The organism is Phyllobacterium sp. A18/5-2 (genome assembly GCF_025452215.1).
In the GTDB taxonomy this organism is placed as follows: domain Bacteria; phylum Pseudomonadota; class Alphaproteobacteria; order Rhizobiales; family Rhizobiaceae; genus Phyllobacterium; species Phyllobacterium sophorae.
Genome location: NZ_CP104967.1, coordinates 764722 through 781115, shown reverse-complemented (window position 1 = coordinate 781115; position 16394 = coordinate 764722). Strand labels below are relative to the sequence as shown.

Sequence of the window (16394 nt, the reverse complement as noted above, 5' to 3'; positions counted from 1 at the left end):
CGCTTAGCCCAACCGCTGTCGTTGTGGTCGAGACGACCGGGATGGAACGGGTGAACCTGCCTTCAGGCCGTGCTGCACTACCTTTCCTTTGCCGTCATTCACCGACGCGCTAATCGCTGATCGGTGAACAAGGGCGGCGTTTGGCCTGCGTGAAGTGAGCAAAACCATCGCAAGAAGACACAAGGATGCGCTCTCGATAGAACGGGAGGTAGAAACGGGATATCCCGATTGTGACAAGCGCCAACCTCGTTCAAATCCAGCCTGTTACCAACGATAGGCAAACGCAGCGTATTTCCGGCCAAAGGCTTTGGACCTCGGCTTTCCTCGTCGGCCTGAAGCTGGTAGAGCGGGAAGAAGCCTTATCGGCTCCGCGAATATCACGAGGCCAGCATGCAGGATGTAAACATTGGGTTGTGGGATTTTGCGCTGCGCCTCTACAAGGCTCCGGGCGTCGCCGATGCATGTCTTGATTTGCAGGAACGGAACGGTGTGGATGTGCCGGTTCTGCTTTTCGCCGCCTGGCTCATCCAAGGATCGATTGCTCTTTCACCAGCAAAGACACAGCATATCATTGAGCTCGTGAGTGAATGGCGCGATGAAGCGCACCGTTCGCAAGCGGCTGAAAAGCGGACCCAGACCGGCGCCTGACAAACAATCCGAGGTCCTGCGTGACGCTGTTAAGGCCGCAGAACCGTCGGCCGAGCGGATTGAACTTTGCCGTGCTGGAAACCGAAGGGCTCTTGCTGGCGATGATTTCAGATGACGGCAACCATGGTAACGGCCAGAACCTGGCACTCGTCGTGCGACACTATCATGGCTTAGATCTGGACGAAGCCGCGCGTCGTGACATTGCCGTCATTGAGCAGGCATTGGCCGGCCTATGAGGCTGGTTGACCCGGTTCATCTTCCTTCCAGCGTTTGACAACCGGCAGATCGATGTCGAACAGATCGAGCGCGCGGCCAACTGTTTGGTTGACCATGTCATCGATCGTTTGCGGTTTGCTGTAAAAGTTGGAACTGGCGGCATGACGATCGCGCCGTTTCGCGTGGCCTGATCCATCAAGGCGATATGACCGGCGTGCAGCGGCGTTTCCCGAAACAGCAACACCACACGGCGGCGTTCCTTAAGGCAGACGTCCGCGGCGCGGACGATCAGCTCGTCATTGTATGAGTTGGCGATCCCGCTGAGCGTTTTTACCGAACAAGGCGCAATCAGCATGCCGGCCGTGCGGAAGGAACCGGAAGAAATGGCAGCACCAATGTCCCGGTAATTATAAAGTTTGTCGCCGAGGCTGCGGATCTCCTCGGCGCTCATATCGATTTCGTCAGTTGCAGTGCGCAGCGCTGCTGGCGAAATTATCGCGTGGGTCTCGACATCGGCAACGTCACGTAGAAGTTGCAATGCGCGCACGCCATAGATGATCCCGGAGGCCCCCGTTATCGCGATAATGATGCGACGCATGGCTAGTTGGCCGGTTCGTCAGCATGAAGTGCCGAGCGGGCGGAATGAGCGACATGCTCCTCGGCAGCCGCTTTGGCAGCGGCCTTGTCACGTTTGTCGATGGCGCTGACAATCTTCTCGATCTCGGCAATGCTTTGACTTCGCCGTTGCGTGCGGACCACTGACCGGCGGCGCAACGGCGACGTCAGCACAGTCAGCTTGCTGAGAACGCCGAACGCGATGGGATTGCGGGCGCCGGTGCAAATGCGGTCGTAGAAATCGCGTTTGTTGGCGACGATTTCTTCGGCATTTCCATGCAGATAGGCTTCCCGCAATTGGGCAAAATGGTCTTTGAGCGCCTGAACCTCCGCTTCGGACGCATTCTCGATAAACTGCTCAACAATCAGCGGCTCCAGCACACCGCGGATACGATAGATATTCTCTGCGTCCTCGGTTGTGACGGTGACCACCGCCAGGCCGCGATTGTTGAAATCGGTAAGAATGCCTTCCGACTGCAGTTGGCGCAATGCTTCGCGCAGCGAGGTGCGGCTGACATTGAGCTGTTGGCACAGGTCCTTTTCCACCAGCCGGGTTCCTGGCTCCAGCACACCGGTCTCAATTGCCCGCCGCAGCGACTTCATGATCTTGTTTCTCAGCGGCGCAGATTCATGTGTAAGCGGACCGAATGGTTCAGTCACTGGATCGTTCATTTTGCTCCTCGCAATGCTTCCGCCTGCGTTGTTGACATGGGCGGGGTACCGGATTTCCAGGATGCCTCCATATCCAGAATCGGGCGATAGTCGCCTGATTATGCTTTCTTTTCAATATCTCGCGCCGGGGTTTCCGGCTTCATACCGCCCTTGCGGCGTGCAAAGGTGTTTTCGCCATTTGAACGCCAGTCACCGGCAACGGCCTTGTCGGCGAAATTACTCCACACTTCGCTCCAGTCGCCGAGCAAATAGCCGTGCCATGGCGGCTGCGGCGAAAGTGGCGGCAATTGCAGGTTTTCCCAGATCTCGCGTGACCGCACCATATAGGGCCGCGCCAGATGGTCTTGCAGGTCCAAGGGGGCATTGCGTTTGTGGCTCGTCATCGTGGTCCCATCTCCCAAAGATGCCCTACCGCATCTTTTCGATTGCCTTATTCCGACATACTGTCATACATTAATACGACGAACAAGAATTGTCTGCGATCCAATTTCCCGGGTCTGCGCAAAGCCTATTTGAGTGGATTTCAATTCACTCATGGCATCCCTTCCCTGATCAATACGTGGTACCGCAGTACGGCTGCACAAAGTCTGTCGTATTGTATGACGGTATTAACACATCCGTCAAGCGTTGATCCGTGGCTCCGGCAATCGGTGCGTACCGCACGTCCAATATGTTTAGGGGACACGTCGAGCCCGGCGGCTACCGCTGCAAGGCCTGCGTCAGCCAGGCGGCCGTCAAATCTGAGTTCGCCGAGCGTTTGGCATTGAGAGGGACCAGAATATTGTGTCGGCCTTCTGCTTCCAGTTCGATGTCGCCAACTTTGACCAGGCTTCCGTCTGAAAGGAATGTCGCAATCAGGGTATCCCACCCCAATGCGACTCCCTGGCCGGATCGAGCTGCGGAGATTGTTTCTGTATAATGACTAAGTCGAAGCGTGGATCGCGCAGCACCTGCCTTCCTTCCCACGCGCGCAAACCAATCGGCCCACCTGTACCAGCTTCTGTTGGGGACGTCCGTCTCAATGAGCTCGTACTCGCCGTCAGGAAAGGTCATGAGATCGTGGGTGCTTGCGTATTCGGGGGAGCACACTGGAAAGATCCTGTCGCCACATGACGCGATGACCGTCCCGTCATTGAATGGCGGGATGCCGTATCGCACGCCAATGTCCATGCCGCCGCTTTCAAGGTCGAGCTTGGCGTCCTGAGAAACCACACGAATTTGGATGCTCGGATTAAGCTCGCGCAGTTCCGCTATTTTTGGCAAAAGCCAGAAGGACGAGAAGGCGATCGTTGCCCCGATGGTAACAACGTCCGTCGAGCTGGCCCGAACTGCTTCCACGCTGTCGGCAATATTCGCGAAGCTTTCCGCCAGTGTACTGCCAAGAATGAGACAAGCTGGCGTTGGCTCTATCGAGCGATGCCGGCGATCAAACAGGGGTCTGCCGATATTCTCTTCGAGCGAAGCGATCTGACGGCTCACGGCTGCCTGAGTGACACCGAGTTCCCTTGCTGCAGCTGTAAAGCTTCGATGGCGGATAGACGCCTCAAGCGCCACCAGTGCCGTCAGCGAGGGCAATCTCTTTCGTAAATGCATGTCGCCTCGTCCTCACACATAATATTTTATTATGCATTCCAAAACTATTTGTGCCGTTGAAAACTAAAGCTTTTCGCCTCATTCTGGCAATATACAATCATAAGAGGATGTCATGCTGAACACGTTTTCGTCTTCCATCTCCGCACTCCTCGACGCGCGTGCCGAGGGCTACACCCTCCCGGCAGGCCTCTATACGCGCGAGGACGTCTTTGAGGCAGATCTCGACGTCTTCTACCGCAATCACTGGATCTATATCGGACTTGAGTGTGATGTCCCTGAACCGGGTGACGCAACAGTCGTCGACATTGGATTAACAAGTCTTATTGTGCTGCGTGACGATGAGGGCAACATCCAAGTGGTGCACAACGTCTGTCGTCACCGCGGATCGCGTTTGCTCGATGCTGGGCCAACGGTGATCTCCAAGCTCGTTTGTCCCTATCACCAATGGACGTATGAGTTGTCGGGAGAACTCGTCTATGCGCCTCACATGGGCACGAACTTTGACAAATCGTGCCGCACCCTAAAGGCCGTCAATTTCAAGTCGATTGGCGGGCTCATTTATGTCTGTCTTTCGGACACGCCACCGCAGGATATCGCCAATCTTGAGGCGGTGATGGAAGAGCGCCTTGCTCCGTACGATATTCGCAATGCCAAGGTCGCCTATCAAACGGATGTCATTGAAAAGGGCAATTGGAAGCTCACGATCGAAAACAATCGTGAATGCTATCATTGCGCTGCAAACCATCCTGAACTTTGCGTATCCTTCGTTGAGCAAGATTTTGGATATGATCCTGACACGCTCAGCCAGGAGGATCGCGCTGAGGCAGAGGAACATCAACGGCTTTACGAACAACGAGATCAAGGCTTGGGAAGCGGACGGATATCCTTCGGCGCCCGTCGAGCAGCTTGCTGGTCATGCGACGAACTTCCGCACCCAGCGCTTGATCATTTCGGGTAAGGGCGAGTCACAGACTGCGGACACTACGACAGCCTCAACAAAGCTGCTCGGCAAAATGAACCGGAAAGATCTTGGGGACACGCATCTGTGGGGTCACAATAGCTGGAACCACTTCATGGGAGACCATGCGGTAACGTCCATGGTTATCCCTCTGTCGGCAAATCGCACCCTGGTTCGTACAAAATGGCTTGTGCACAAAGACGCCATTGAAGGGGTCGACTATGAGTTGGCCAAGCTGACGAGCGTGTGGATCGCGACAACCGACCAGGATGGCGAACTCGTTGGCCGGTCCCACCTGGGCGTGGAAGATCCCGCCTACGAGCCCGGCCCGTACTCACCTTTCACAGAGGGTCAGCTCGACAACTTCGCCACCTGGTATGTCGAAAGGATGCGCGCCCATGGGTATTAATATCACCCACCCGGCGCACGACGCCCGAACAGTTGAATACTGGGATCCGCAGGTGGACAATGAGCTTGTATGCGTTGATGTGCACGCGGAAACGCACGATGTAAAAACATTTACTTTGGCCGCGTGCGAAGGAAAGCATGTTCGTTTTTCGGCCGGCCAGTACTTTGCTTTCGAAACCGACTTGGAAGGTGAAACAGAGACGCGATGCTACAGCGTCTCCTCCTCACCCTTGCGGACAAACGCGTTCTCCATCACGGTCAAGCGCGTAGCGGGCGGAAGGATCTCAAACTGGCTTCATGACAACCTGATCCCGGGGACCATTGTCCGGACAAACGGCCCACTCGGTCAGTTTATCCGTCCGGCCGGCAAAGACAGAAAGTTCCTATTCCTTAGCGGCGGCTCTGGTATAACGCCGGTCATGTCGATGGTGCGAGAACTCGCGGATGCAACAACGCCGGTAGATGTTGTTTTCCTACACGCCGCACGTACGCCGGCCGATTTCGTTTTTCGATCCGAGCTTACTATCATTGCCAATCGTCTGAAGGGGTTGCGACTATACCTTTTGCCGGAGGATCTGGCTGGAGAACAGTCGTGGCCAGGACTTAGTGGTCGCATCTCCAAAGAGCTTTTCCAGCTGACCGTCCCGGACATCGCGGCGCGCACCGTTATGTGCTGCGGTCCAGCGCCATTCATGGCAGCTGCACGAAAAATTACCGCCGAACTCGGCGTGCCACCAGAACGGTACATTGAAGAGAGTTTCGACGCGGTGGTCGAGGACGTCCCGGCCACTTTGCCGGACACTGTAGAAGACAAGGTTTTCGAGGTCGCGTTCTCAAAACAGGGCAAGTCGATCCAGGTTTCGACGCAGCAGACCGTGCTTTCCGTCGCGAAAAAATCGGGCGTTAGAATTCCTTCGTCCTGTTCAAACGGGCTCTGCGGTACTTGCAAGTCGAAGCTTACCAGCGGCTTCGTCGATATGAAGCCCAACGGAGGAATTCGCCAGCGCGAAATTGAGGCAGGTTTCTTCCTGCCGTGTTGTTCCAAACCGTTGAGTGATCTCGTCATCGACCGCTGAGACCTTATTTGGCGGTGACCCCTAATAGCGATGAGCCGTCCAGTGGCGCTGGTTCCTGACTTAGCGCAGTCGTTAGCGGCCGACCGCACCGACATAGCGCCATCTCTTGCCAAATTTAGACGATGATCCATCGTCTGGTGTTCTTCGCTAACCAATACCGCAATTTTTGAGGGGAGCACTCGGTCGCGAAGGCATTCGTTGTTCGGTAGGAGCGGCCAGGATCCCGGCGTGTTGGTGCTAAATTATACGAAGCGAAGGCCGCTGGAGTTCAAATTGCATTTGCCGGGCCGCCCCGGTCCATTGGATTCCGCAGACGTTTTCGACGTCCCGGCGGCTTTGGCGGATATTCTTTTGCCGCTTCCCTCGTCATTAAACGCGCGACGCGATTTGCCGCCCTTGACTTGCTGCCCGTGCAGTTATCGCTCAACTCACTGTACTTGGCGGCTAGGCGCTTCATCTCACATGGGGGGCAATGGCGCACAAGATTGCCTTGGAGCGAAAAGGATTTCACTTGATAATTGGCTGACACCGAGCAACCCTTGAGAGGAACAAGTTGCCTCGCTTTCGATCCAGGCGCGGCGCTTCTTCAGTCGTAAAAATAGCGCCAGACAATGGAGGCGAACCACCATGGATGCTGCCGAATTGCGTGCCATTCAAGCGCCGCTCAAGGAGCGTTACAAGGCCAACCCGGCGGATGCTTATATCACGCTGAAGGCGCGCGGAACGCTCGACGATCAAGCCATCGCTTGCAAAGTGGAGACTGGACGCCTTCTCGCCATCGCAGGCCTGCATCCAGCGACGGGGGGAACCGGCATCGAACTTTGTTCCGGTGACATGCTGCTCGACGCGCTTGTCGCCTGCGCTGGCGTTACCTTGAAGGCGGTGGCGACGGCACTGGAGATCCCGGTTAAGTCCGCTGCCGTATCGGCCGAGGGTGACCTCGATTTCCGAGGCACCCTCGGTGTCGCCAAGGATGCGCCTGTCGGCTTCGCGCAGATCCGCTTATTCTTCGCTGTGGAAACGGACGCACCACAAGACAAGCTTGATCAGCTCCTCAAGCTTACCGAGCGCTACTGCGTCGTCTACCAGACCATTCGCAGTGGCCCGCCCGTAACGGTGACGCTGCAACGTTCGTGATGCCCAAAAGGTGCAATCACCCGCACGATGCAGTTCTGCTGCGACTCGGTGACCGTTTTAGGCGAATTGGTCGCTGCGCCTCATCGAACGAGGCGTTAGCGCTCGCGCAGCCCGGAGCAAGTGCCTCGATCAGACGCCGTCTCTCCGCCATCAGAAAACCGACACTACACAGCACAGCAGGTTGCGGACCGATGGCAGCCCCAGATGTCCGATCTGTTGCATTGCCAGTCAGGCGAACAGAGCCCTATCAGATGAAACTCGGAGCGTTTGGGTGGCTCGCGCAGCCACAAAGGTTCGCACCATCAACAGGCTCGCATTCACGAATACGCCTGCGTCCGCCCGCGCCAGGTAACTTTGCGCCCCAGTTGCATGGTCCCCTGCGGTGACGGCGGACGGAAAGGACAAATTGGCATTGCGACAGTATGAGCGCGATCACGGTTGGTAGCCGAAACCCTGGCTGAGAATCTCATCACAAGATTTCGATTTTACTCCGATCCTTGTCCGCCATACGCTCATCTGGTGGTTAGATCTGCACGAGGGAGAGACGCTATGAAACGCTGGCCTGCACTTGTCGCAGCCGCTTTGGCCTGTTGGGTCGTGGTGGCCAACGCCCAGGACACCACCATGAGCTTCTTCGTCACCAGCGCAAATCCTGGAAAGGGCGGAGAACTTGGCGGCCTTGCGGGCGCAGACGCCTATTGCAGCACGCTCGCCGCGGCCAGCGGCTCGACGGGCAAGACGTGGAAGGCCTACCTTTCCACTGACGCAGAGAACGCCAAAGACCGCATCGGCCAGGGACCTTGGTACAACGCCAAGGGCGAAAAGATCGCCGACGATGTCGCCTCGCTCCACGGCGACAAAAACAACCTCACCAAGCAGACGGCCCTCAACGAAAAAGGCGAAGTCATCAACGGCCGCGGTGACACACCGAACCGCCACGACATTCTGACCGGGTCAAAGGCCGACGGCACCGCAGCACCCGAAACATGCGGCAACTGGACAATGGGAGGCGCGGAGGGGGCGGCGATTGTCGGCCACAGTGACCGCACGGGCCTCAATGACTCTGCCGAGGCCAAATCCTGGAATTCCTCACATCCCACGCGCGGCGGCTGCACGCAGGAGGCTTTCAAGGGCACCGGTGGGGATGGTCTTTTCTACTGCTTCGCAGCAAACTGATCGAAATGGCGCGATGCAGGATCGCGCAGCGCCGCCCCGTCTCTGAATCAATTTTGCCGCTTGCCTGCGGGAATTGACGCGCCGCCGATAGACACGAGGCAGTAAGGGCTATGACAATTTCGGCACGACCCGCTGCTCGCAACAAATCGCGCTCGCGTTGCAGTCTGATGTGAATGGCCGAGATCCAATTTTAATGCGTTCGCTGTTGAGAACGTGCCTTAAATTTGGGATTTTTGATCGTAAGCAAGGAAATTGAGAGACCAACAGCGTTGATGGCACTCACAATGATTTCGGTGGAACGTATAGGCAAATCGATTGTCTTGCCGTGGGAACAGCGGCAGCTGTGCAGCGATGAAAGAATTGATCCTTTGATCGCTTGATGCGCTTGTCACCGTAGGCGATCAATTCACCGGTGAGGACAACACGGTAGCCGTTGCGCGTTTCTTCGATGGCGCCATCTTTCTCCTGCCAGCAGTCCCTCATGCTGCAACACTCGGCACCGTAGGCCCAGCCAAAGGGAGCGTCATGCGCAAACGCCGGCGCCGCAAAGAGCAAGGCAATGAGAAGGATCTTGTGTCGCATGGCTCACGTCTCCTAGCCCGTGTCGCTCGCCCAATTTCAAGACTTCACCGGTTACCATGATGTAGACTACGCCTGGCGACAGGCTGGGCTTCTGCCGATAATGCGGGGCGGAAATCCAGAACAGCGTTGATCTGTCACAACCACTTGTCATTCCTGTTTCGCGCCCGACTTCAGGCTGGGCCCTTTGCGATGGAAGGCCAGATCAGGCGAGAGAGTTCAGGGGCATTCGAATGATCAGCTGTTGATCCCGGACTCTCCCGTGTAATCGAACCAACCTCGCCCTTTGGGTGTTTTCCCGTCGTTATGCGGACTTGACCGATGCGCCGCCCGCAATCGCTGAGGGGCGGACAAGCGCCAACTTATGGATGAGACGCGGTGACAGCCATCATTAATTCTCCCATAAATTCGCGTCCGTTGTGGTGCGAGATGTCGCCTACAGACAGCATGCCGACCATGCGTTTCTTATCGTCGATAACCGGCAAGCGCCTGATCTTCCTTGATTCCATCAACCGAATAGCATCTTCAATAATCTCTTCAGTCCGGCAGTAGATTATCCCTTTGGTCATGACATCTCGCGCCGTCAATGAAGCCGGATTCCTGCCATTGGCAAGTGCCCGGAGCGCGGTGTCACGATCCGTGACCATGCCAATGAGGCGGTCATTCTCTCCGACCGGTACGGCGCCGACGTCATCGTTTTTCATTATTTTCGCAACGTGTGCCAGCGTGGCATCAGGCGAGACCCAATTCACCCCCTTATGCATTGCTTCAGAGACTTTCATGGAAACCTCCATCGTTTGGAAAGTACGGGTGAGCTTTCAATGATACACCTCTTTGCATTGACGCACATCAACACGGTGGCAATCGGCGCCAAATCCCTACAAGCAACGCCCTGGTGGTGGTGTTGCTTTCCGTTCCTTTGATTGTCGTTGCATGCCTTCGAAAGGAGGGGTCGAGATCCTGATCCACCAGCTGTGGATTGCAGCACGATCTGGCTGGCCAGGCAGAACTTGGGTCTGTTCTCCTCGACGTGCGAGGATGCGTTGCAGCCATCTTAAAAATCCATGCAGCCTGCAACAAAAGGTCATCGTAAATCTATAAATCGTGGCGGATCGACAGGGCATGCGCAAATACGCTTTAATTGCACTGTTATTTCGCTTGGGTTGCCGCTGCTGCCTTGAAGAAATCGCCAATTTCCATCGGAAAGGGAAATACGATCGTCGAGGTTTTCTCATTGGCAATAACATTCAGCGTACTGAGGTAACGCAGCTGCATAGCTTCTGGCCGTTGCCCCAGAATATGAGCAGCCTCCAGCAGCTTCTGCGCAGCCTGCTGCTCGCCCTCGGCATTGATGACCTTGGCTCGTCGTTCGCGTTCGGCCTCGGCTTGACGGGCGATGGCGCGTATCATGGTTTCGTTGAGATCGACATGCTTTATCTCGACATTCGCGACCTTGATGCCCCAGGCGTCAGTCTGTGCGTCAAGAATTTCCTGAATATCAATGTTAAGCCTGTCGCGCTCGGCCAGCATCTCGTCGAGATCGTGTTTGCCAAGGACGGAGCGTAACGTCGTCTGGGCGAGTTGGCTCGTTGCCATCAAGAAGTCCTCGACCTGGATCATCGCCCGCTCGGGGTCGATGACACGAAAATAGAGTACCGCGTTGACACGTACCGAGACATTGTCCCTCGAGATCACGTCCTGGCTCGGCACATCGTGCACCACAGTTCGCAGATCCACACGCATCATTTGCTGGACGAAGGGGATGAGGATGATCAACCCCGGCCCCTTAACGCCGGTAAAACGGCCGAGTGTGAACACGACGCCGCGCTGATATTCTCGCAATATTTTGATGGCGGCGGCCGAGAGCATCAGTAGGATGATGATCGGGACAATAATGGTGATAAGCATTGAAACATCCTCCATTTAGAGCCCTTTCAGTCCGTATTGGCCCTGTTCTGTCACGCGCCAAGAGAGACATTCCATGCACAAACGCGTGGGGCTGATGTGCTCCACCGAACCAGCCGCCTGACAATTGGGCGTTCGCCGGCCGGAAATGCCAAGGCGCGGGACCGGGTCGAAAGCGGCTTCTAGCCGCTCCCAGGCTGATCGAGTTCAACCTTGAGGATAACACCATTGATATCGGCTATACGGACCTGCTGTCCCTTTGTCAGCGGTGTCTCAGATATTGCTGCCCATCGTTCGCCATGGGCAAGGACGTGCCCGCGGCCTCCACACCAGTCCAAGACCTCGCCATGGGCCCTCACCATCTCCTCGCTGCCCGTCACGACCGGACGCTTGTGCGAAGAAAGGATCAGGCGCATCACGATCAAAGAAAGCGCCAGACTGGCAAGGGCAACCGCGCCGGTTACCGGCCAGGAAATGCGCAAGGCCGGAATGTCGGTGTCAATCAATATCGTGGCGCCCGATATGAAAGCTATAACACCGCCAATGCCCAGAACGCCGAAGGATGTTATGAAGGCTTCCGACGCCATCAAGGCAAGGCCAAGAACGATAAGTCCGAGGCCGGCAAAATTGACGGGAAGCACAGCCAGTGCGTACAACCCGATCAGCAGGCAGATCGCGCCGATGGTTGCTGGAAAATACGACCCCGGCGCCATGAACTCGAAGATAAGGCCATAGATGCCGATCATCATCAGGACTAGCGCCACATTCGGGTTTGTGATCACCATCAGCAGTTGCGTGCGCCAGTCCTGCTGGATCTGCTCAAGCGTGATAGCGCCAGTATCAAGCGTGATATTGTTTCCTCCCGCTTTGACGCTGCGGCCATTGATCTGCACGAGAAGGTTATCAACACTTGTAGCCAGGATATCGATCACATTTTCCTTCAGCGCTGCGCTGGCGGAAAGGCTTGCCGCCTCGCGCACGGCTTTTTCAGCCCAGTCCACATTGCGTCCGCGCAATTCGGCGAGCGAGCGGATATAGGCCGTAGCGTCGTTGATCGCCTTCGCCTCCATCGGCGTGTGCGGCGTCGGCGGAGCAGTGGCGTTGTCGCCTTGTTTCTTTGCCTTGGTGTCCTCTTCGTTGTCCTTCTTTGCCTCGTCACCACCTGGAAAAGGCAAATCGCTGATCTGGATGGGTGTCGCGGCGCCAAGATTTGTCCCCGGTGCCATCGCCGCTATGTGGCTGGCGTAGAGAATATAGGTGCCGGCGCTTGCTGCACGCGCGCCGCTCGGACTGACATACGTGGCCACGGGCACCGGCGAGGCGAGAATGCCGCGAATGATATCGCGCATCGACGTATCGAGACCGCCCGGGGTGTCCATTTGCACAATAACAAGAGATGCATTGCGCTCAGCCGCCGTTCGCAAGCCGCGCAATATATAATCAGACAGGGCCGGACCAACGATCCCCTCGAGCTGTAATACAAGCGCGCTTTTGATGGCCTTAGGTTCCTGTGCATTGTTCGGCAGGGCAGACAACAGGATGCCGACCAATGCTATGGAAACGGAAACTGCAGCATGACTGTATCCGAACCATTTCCCGATGATTTTCCTCATCAGTTCCATGGTCTAGCTTACATCAGAGCAATTGTTTCTACCATGTGTATCTTGCCCACATGGATGGAACGGAAAATGTGGGTGCGATGGATGCGATCATGAAACGCCTCGCCCATCAACGACAAACGCCAGGCCCGACGCTTTGTGGCGCGCGAGATCGGAGCATCTGGGGAAACTGTCGCTGTCGCCATGGCCCCGATCTTCACCACCATCTGGGGCTGGGTCTCGATCCCGTTTTGATCGACGCCGATGACTTTGGCCTGAATGCTTGTGTTGACCGCCGCCGTTTACATAAAGTTACTTTTAAATGGATAGTCGTTGACAGCCAAGCGATCGTTTTATGTCACTTATAAATGACACAAGGAGAACTTGCGTCATCTATAGGTGACAAAATGAGCAAAACGCCCTTATTATGCCTGGCGTAGTCCATGATGCTGCCGTGACACTCGCCAGCATGGCTGTAAGGCGCGAACAAAGCTTGCTGAAAACCAACAGCGGTTCGGCGGCAATCATTCAATTATTAAGGGTGCGCCTCGGATGTGACCCGCCGCGATACCTGCATTGAATGGCGACGAACAGGTGCTGATCTCCCCTCCGGATCAGCAGAGGCTCGGCTTCCCCCTGTACAATGTGCCCTGCACGGGGAAGGCCGAGCCTCACAATGGGTCTTTCTCTTTAAATTGCGAATACCAGCGTCACCGTGGGGATGCCGCCGGCGGCCAGGCGCCCTGCCCAAAGCGCCCGACAATGGGGGGCTAGCTTGGATTGCCGGGCAACAGTGGCGCCGCGACTGTGACACATTATGTGAGTGCTCTCCAAAGTGAATGGCGGTGTTTGCCAGCTTGTCAGGCGCGCGCACAACAAATCGCCTGGCAACGATCTGGCGAAGAGCCAGATCCCCCCGGACTCGGCTATACGGTCACCCACGCAGTGTGGAACACGTTTCTGCCTATTTGGGCAATGGTGCTTGTCATACTGTTGATCTAGCCACGACCCTATTAGAATTGACAGCGTCCATCATGCCGAACATACTATTTTACACAAATAATCGTTTCAGCACGAAGTAAAACTCAAATAACTGCTTAGCCTTGATAACTGCTTTTGGGTCATCTCAACACTGCGCGGGTACGCGCAAGGCACGAACGCAAGCTCGTAACTAGCCGTGAGAATACTGGGGAGAACCGTGATGTCGTTTCACAGGAATACGATCGCTCTCATTATATCGGCAGCACTGATGCTGCTTTCACAACCATGGCTGCACGGCGCCTCAGCTCAAAGCCAACCCGCGCCGGCAACTGCGGCCACAGCTGACGCACCAACCTTGCTGACCGCAGACGAATTGGAAACGCTTGTTGCCCGCATCGCGCTTTATCCTGACGATCTGGTCGCGCTGGTGTTATCTGCGACCGTCAACCCGCTGCAGATCGTGCAAGCTGCACGGTTTATAGATCAAGCCAAAAATAAACCGGACTTGAAGCCCGATCCGGCCTGGGATGGAAGCATAATTTCGCTACTCAATTATCCGACTGTGCTGACGATGATGAATGATGATCTTGCATGGACGCAACAACTTGGTGAAGCGGTTGTCGACCAGCAGAAGGACGTTCTCGTCGCCATCCAGCAGCTGCGCGACAAGGCGGTGGCCGACGGGACAATCAAGTCGGACAGCAAAGTGATCGTCGAAACAAAGAACGACAATGTCATTATCCGCCCGGCGCAAAAGGAAGTGACCTATGTTCCGACATATGACCCGGTGATCTTGACCAGCCCAACTTACATAGCTACCGAACCGATCGTCTACGGCGATCCATATCCTTCCTATTACTACCCTTATGCACCCTATTGGACCGGTTTCGTGACCGGAGCAGTTTGGGGCGCAGCAGTGGACTGGGATAACTGGCATTCCTGGGGCGGCGACGACATCAACATCAACATCAACAACATCAACCGCGGCGACTTCAATTTTGACAGGGACAATCTTAAAAATCTTAACTTCGACAGGGACCAGTTCAAATTCGATCGTGATTCCATCGCCAATAACCTTCGCCAGAACAACGCAAACCGCCTTGATCTGAAAAACAATCGGCAGTCCGGCAGGGTGTCCGGGGGGCTTGCTGGCGCCGGATCGAAAATCCAGAGCGGCGATATCCGGCGCGACGTGCAGCAAGGCCTCAAACAAAAAGCTGGAGGCCAGATCGCCAGCAAAGCCCAGGGGCAAGCTGCAAACCGCAATATCGGACAAAAGGCAGCAGCCAACCGTCCGAACCTTAACAAGGGCCAGGCTGCCAATCTCAACCGCCCAGGCAAGACGGGTGGCCAGCTCAAAAATATTGATCGTCCCAGCAAGAAGGCGGCAGGCCGCATTGACAACCGTCCGCGGCAGCCGAGCGCGCTTGGCAATTACGGTCCTGGCCGTGACACGCGCATCGCATCCCAACGGGGTAATATCAGCCGCAACGTCGGCGGCGGCCCACGAATCGGGCACGGCGGGGGCGGTCCGCGGATGTCACACGGTGGAGGAGGAAGGCGGCAGGGCGGTGGCGGCGGCAGAGGCGGACGGCGTTGACGTGAACAGGGCCAATGGACTTTCGTTTTGAAGGGGATTTCAAAATGTATAGCACAATTCTCAAAGTGATCGGGATAGCAACTGTCCTTGCACTTTTGCCAATGACGGCGTCATTGGCAGCGGAACCGTCTCTCCAACGTTTTGTTGGGTCCGAGCCTCAACCGTTCAAGGATCCTACCGAGGCGGTGGACGCGCTGAAGAAAGGGCTGGAGACCAAGGACGTCGATGCTCTGGCGAAATTGCTCGGACTGAATGCCGAACAGGCCAAAAAGTCTGAAGACCTGGCCGAGCGACTCTCCGAACTGCAGCAGGCATCCAGGGAACGTACTGAACTGAAGGATCGCGATGACGGTGCCAAGGAAGTGATCTTGGGTAGTCGCGTTTGGCCGTTCCCGTTTCCACTCGTCAAGCATGATGACGGCTGGCGGTTCGACACTGTTGCAGGTCTAGAGGAAATCCTCGCGCGCCGTATAGGAGAGAATGAGCTTCAGGCGATCCAAACTTGCCGCGACGAAGTCCTCGCCCAGAGCGCCTATGCCCAGGAAGATCATGATGATGACGGCGTGCTCGAATTTGCACAGAAGGTTATCAGTGACGAAGGCAAGCAGGACGGCCTCTATTGGAAATCTGAAGGTGGCGAGGAAAGTCCGGCCGCCAATTTTGCCGATCCTGCCAAGATTGAAGGTGCCGCGGCCTCAGACCATGGCTATTTTGGCTATCGCTACCGCATCCTCAAGTCCCAGGGCGGCAACATTGCCGGCGGCAAATACAGCTTCGTCATCAATGACAACATGATTGCAGGACACGGGCTGATTGCTTGGCCAGCGATATACGGCGAGACCGGCGTCATGACCTTCGTTGTCAGTCATCATGGCGCGGTTTATGAAAAAGATCTGGGTCCAGGAACCTCCAAGCTGGTGAAGGATATCAACGTTTTCAATCCGGACAAAACCTGGAAGGCCGTTGAAGAATGAGTACACCTGGGATGGATTTTCAACAGAGCCCTTGAATCTACCACGACAAATCCGTTTTTGTGCTGACAAGTGATCGCCCTTTGCAAAATTGTTCCGATGGAATATTGAGCAACACTTGGCGCGCCGACTGGAGGCGGTCCTGACAGCCGAACGAGGGATCTGTGCCCGGGTCTCGACGTGCCACGCTAGCGGCATATACGCTGAAAGTGAGCCTCAGGTCTCTGTTGAGAATAGGACAGGGACACAGGTGGAAAAGGG

The 16394-nt window shown here is 56.0% G+C and carries 14 protein-coding genes and 2 pseudogenes; 8 read left to right on the top strand and 8 right to left on the bottom strand.

Annotation, left to right across the window (positions count from 1 at the left end):
- Nucleotides 1-390: 390 nt before the first annotated feature.
- Nucleotides 391-648 (top strand): TIGR02444 family protein, encoded by a 258-nt coding sequence (locus N8E89_RS22270; RefSeq protein ID WP_262263258.1) that lies wholly within the window; start codon nucleotides 391-393, stop codon nucleotides 646-648.
- 20 nt (nucleotides 649-668) lie between these two features.
- On the top strand, nucleotides 669-884 hold the full coding sequence (locus tag N8E89_RS22265) for a hypothetical protein (RefSeq protein WP_262263257.1): 216 nt from the start codon (nucleotides 669-671) through the stop codon (nucleotides 882-884).
- Here the strand turns inward: N8E89_RS22265 and N8E89_RS22260 are convergent.
- The 4 genes and pseudogenes from N8E89_RS22260 to N8E89_RS22245 form a co-directional block, all read right to left on the bottom strand.
- Nucleotides 879-1462, bottom strand: a pseudogene (locus N8E89_RS22260) (UbiX family flavin prenyltransferase). The gene N8E89_RS22265 and the pseudogene N8E89_RS22260 overlap by 6 nt on opposite strands.
- A 2-nt stretch (nucleotides 1463-1464) precedes the next feature.
- Nucleotides 1465-2151, bottom strand: a complete 687-nt coding sequence (locus N8E89_RS22255) for a GntR family transcriptional regulator (protein WP_262263256.1) — start codon at nucleotides 2149-2151, stop codon at nucleotides 1465-1467.
- A gap of 98 nt (nucleotides 2152-2249) precedes the next feature.
- A complete protein-coding gene (locus tag N8E89_RS22250) occupies nucleotides 2250-2534 on the bottom strand; it encodes a hypothetical protein (protein ID WP_262263255.1) in 285 nt (94 codons plus the stop codon).
- A gap of 316 nt (nucleotides 2535-2850) precedes the next feature.
- Nucleotides 2851-3744, bottom strand: coding sequence for a LysR substrate-binding domain-containing protein (locus N8E89_RS22245; RefSeq protein WP_262263254.1), 894 nt, complete (start codon nucleotides 3742-3744; stop codon nucleotides 2851-2853).
- A gap of 112 nt (nucleotides 3745-3856) precedes the next feature.
- Here N8E89_RS22245 and N8E89_RS22240 point away from each other — a divergent pair.
- The 4 genes and pseudogenes from N8E89_RS22240 (at nucleotide 3857) to N8E89_RS22225 (ending at nucleotide 8499) form a co-directional block, all read left to right on the top strand.
- Nucleotides 3857-5111 (top strand): annotated as a pseudogene (locus N8E89_RS22240) (aromatic ring-hydroxylating oxygenase subunit alpha).
- On the top strand, nucleotides 5101-6186 hold the full coding sequence (locus tag N8E89_RS22235; RefSeq protein WP_262263253.1) for an FAD-binding oxidoreductase: 1086 nt from the start codon (nucleotides 5101-5103) through the stop codon (nucleotides 6184-6186). The pseudogene N8E89_RS22240 and the gene N8E89_RS22235 overlap by 11 nt, the downstream one beginning before the upstream one ends.
- 627 nt (nucleotides 6187-6813) lie before the next feature.
- Entirely contained in the window at nucleotides 6814-7323 is a 510-nt protein-coding gene (locus N8E89_RS22230; protein WP_112760945.1) for an OsmC family protein, read from the top strand.
- Nucleotides 7324-7872: 549 nt separating this feature from the next.
- A complete protein-coding gene (locus N8E89_RS22225) occupies nucleotides 7873-8499 on the top strand; it encodes a hypothetical protein (RefSeq protein WP_262263252.1) in 627 nt (208 codons plus the stop codon).
- Between the two features lie 279 nt (nucleotides 8500-8778).
- On the opposite strand, the gene N8E89_RS22220 is transcribed toward N8E89_RS22225, so the two are convergent.
- The 4 genes from N8E89_RS22220 to N8E89_RS22205 form a co-directional block, all read right to left on the bottom strand.
- Complete coding sequence (locus N8E89_RS22220; protein ID WP_262263251.1) at nucleotides 8779-9081, bottom strand: hypothetical protein; 303 nt, start codon at nucleotides 9079-9081, stop codon at nucleotides 8779-8781.
- Nucleotides 9082-9440: 359 nt separating this feature from the next.
- Nucleotides 9441-9860 (bottom strand): CBS domain-containing protein, encoded by a 420-nt coding sequence (locus tag N8E89_RS22215; RefSeq protein WP_262263250.1) that lies wholly within the window; start codon nucleotides 9858-9860, stop codon nucleotides 9441-9443.
- Between the two features lie 367 nt (nucleotides 9861-10227).
- Nucleotides 10228-10986, bottom strand: coding sequence for a slipin family protein (locus N8E89_RS22210; protein WP_262263249.1), 759 nt, complete (start codon nucleotides 10984-10986; stop codon nucleotides 10228-10230).
- A gap of 179 nt (nucleotides 10987-11165) precedes the next feature.
- Nucleotides 11166-12596, bottom strand: coding sequence for an NfeD family protein (locus tag N8E89_RS22205; RefSeq protein ID WP_262263248.1), 1431 nt, complete (start codon nucleotides 12594-12596; stop codon nucleotides 11166-11168).
- Between the two features lie 1186 nt (nucleotides 12597-13782).
- Between N8E89_RS22205 and N8E89_RS22200 the strand changes: the two genes are divergently transcribed.
- Nucleotides 13783-15162: a DUF3300 domain-containing protein gene (locus N8E89_RS22200; RefSeq protein ID WP_262263247.1), complete on the top strand. Its 1380-nt coding sequence runs from the start codon at nucleotides 13783-13785 to the stop codon at nucleotides 15160-15162.
- A gap of 44 nt (nucleotides 15163-15206) precedes the next feature.
- Nucleotides 15207-16136, top strand: coding sequence for a DUF2950 family protein (locus N8E89_RS22195; protein ID WP_262263246.1), 930 nt, complete (start codon nucleotides 15207-15209; stop codon nucleotides 16134-16136).
- Nucleotides 16137-16394 lie beyond the last annotated feature (258 nt).